The 2105-nt window shown below is 35.1% G+C and carries 3 protein-coding genes; 2 read left to right on the top strand and 1 reads right to left on the bottom strand.

The genetic code is table 11. The features are described 5' to 3' along the window. The first annotated feature begins 386 nt into the window (after window positions 1-386). Together WMO18_RS10805 and WMO18_RS10800 are read left to right on the top strand one after the other, a co-directional pair. Window positions 387-638 (top strand): hypothetical protein, encoded by a 252-nt coding sequence (locus tag WMO18_RS10805; protein ID WP_367286607.1) that lies wholly within the window; start codon window positions 387-389, stop codon window positions 636-638. Between the two features lie 33 nt (window positions 639-671). Beyond that, window positions 672-878, top strand: a complete 207-nt coding sequence (locus tag WMO18_RS10800; protein ID WP_367286606.1) for a hypothetical protein — start codon at window positions 672-674, stop codon at window positions 876-878. 162 nt (window positions 879-1040) lie between these two features. Here WMO18_RS10800 and WMO18_RS10795 read toward each other — a convergent pair. Then, the coding region (locus WMO18_RS10795) for a tyrosine-type recombinase/integrase (RefSeq protein WP_367286605.1) at window positions 1041-2105 on the bottom strand (1065 nt) is incomplete at its 5' end.

The following is a 2105-nucleotide window of genomic DNA, read 5'->3' as shown; positions in this document are numbered from 1 at the left end:
TACGAGCGACAGCTCCCTTTACACAAGGGAGCCTTATTTGCTAAAATTCAACACTTTACATCTAGCACCACAAACCCTAATTTGCAAAGCTAATTTATCATAACGCAGAAACAAAATTGAAAAAACCAAATTTATATAACAATAAAAATAAAAAATTTAAAAATATTGCAACACTTTCGGGTTATGGAAAGTATTATTAATAGGACAGAAAATTTTGTTATTTGTACAATGATGATAGCTAAAGGACAGTTATCGTAACGATAAAGACCTATCAGCAATGTGTCTATAAATAGGATGTAAATTTTAGCAAAAATGATAATATATTTTTGGCAAATATAATGATATAATTATTGCAATAGATAACATTGTTTATTAAGGGTGATTTTATGAAAAAGTTAATTTTAATTGTAGTTGTTTCGGTAGCTTTACTTTTTGTAGGTTGTAAAAGTGAAAACAGTAATGAAGTATCAAGAAATATCAATAAGGTAGAAACTACGGTCACTACCACAACAACTAACAGTAAAAGTGGATGGCAACATTTAAATGAGAAGTCTGAAAAAGAATTTAGGGCTGATTTAGGAAATCCTAAGGTTGATGAAGATGCAAAAATTAATTATGTTTCTGCTAATGCTAAATAGAAAATCAAAGCAGTTAACCTTACTAAAAAGCAAATGTCAATTTTGATAGATAATGTAATGGTATCTAGTAGAACTTCTTCTAAACCAAGTCTTTTATGTTTTTACATTGAAGATTACAATAAATATTATGGTGTTTCTGATTTTAGAGAAATTAATAATTCCGATACATACAATTATTATTGTAAAATTACTGATGACAGTGGTAGAAAAGCATATATTTTCTTTGAAAAAACTTACTAAATTTCTGATTATCTTTTCATAAGTTGGTAAATGCCGATATATCCCGTATTTTAGGGCTTTATCGGTATTTTCTTTTTGGAAGATACCTTGCATAAGCTGGCATTTACCAGCATGAAAATGCAACCAAAAGTAGTAAATGAGTAGTAAATATAAGCTCCGATATTAACAAGCCAGTCTTTCCAGTTCTGCTTTTGCAGATTGAAATGTACCGTGTGCATAATAGCCAAGTGTCATGGTTATGTTAGCGTGTCCCATAAGATATTGCAGGGTGTTTGGGTTCATTCCTCTGTTTGCCATATTCGTACAGTAAGTATGTCGGAATGAATGTGGTGTGATGTTCGGTAACTTGTCCGTGTGATACTTGTTATACTTCTTAATTAGTCCTCGCACCATGCCCTCATAGTTTCCTGCAACTTTAGGTAAGCCCTCACGGTTCAAGAATAGGAAATTGCTATAACCACCTACAATCAACGGTTGTGCCTTTCCTCTGTTCTTTAGTATTCTTTGGATTGCTTGATAAGCCCGTTCTGTCAATGGAAGTTCTCGTTTTCCGTTTTTGGTCTTTGGCGTTTCAATATAGTAGCCGATTTCGCTGTCTTTCAATAACTGGTGGTCTATATTGAGTATTCTGTTCTGCATATCAATATGCGTCGTTAGTCCGCAAAATTCAGAAATACGAAGTCCCGTTTCCAGCAGAAGCACAACCTCATCATAATACTTGCTGTAAATCTTATCCTTTTCCATAAAGGCAAGCAGGCGTTCTTCCTGCTCTGGTGTAAGGATAACTTTCTGCTCCGTATCATCTTCCAGAACATCACTTAGCTTAAATTCAAACGGGTTCTTTCTGATACAGTCGTCTTGTATCGCCATGTAAAATGACGCTTTCAAGGAACGCTTGTAGTTATCAATCGTTTTATAGGCGTATCCTTTTTCGCTCATTCTGATAGCCCATTCTTTAGCGTCCGACTGCTTAACAGTATCAATCGCCCTCATACCCAATGGGTCATTTTTCAGAGCGTTCATAAGATACTGTCGTCCTTTTTCAGTAGCCCTCTTGATGTTCTTTCTTTGGCTGTTCTTCTTGTCGTAGAGCTGGCAGACTGTCATTTTACCGCCTGCTGTATCGATACCGTCGTTAAGGTCTTTTTTAATCTGTGCTTCTTTTTCCCTCAACGATATATCATCACGCTTTCCAGCAGGTGTCTTGTCTGTCGGTACAAGTTTCCA

The sequence above is a fragment of the Ruminococcoides intestinihominis genome, from assembly GCF_040096285.1.
Taxonomy (GTDB): Bacteria; Bacillota; Clostridia; order Oscillospirales; family Acutalibacteraceae; genus Ruminococcoides; species Ruminococcoides intestinihominis.
Note: the sequence above shows the minus strand (reverse complement) of the source record. Positions and strands in the feature narration are given on the sequence as shown.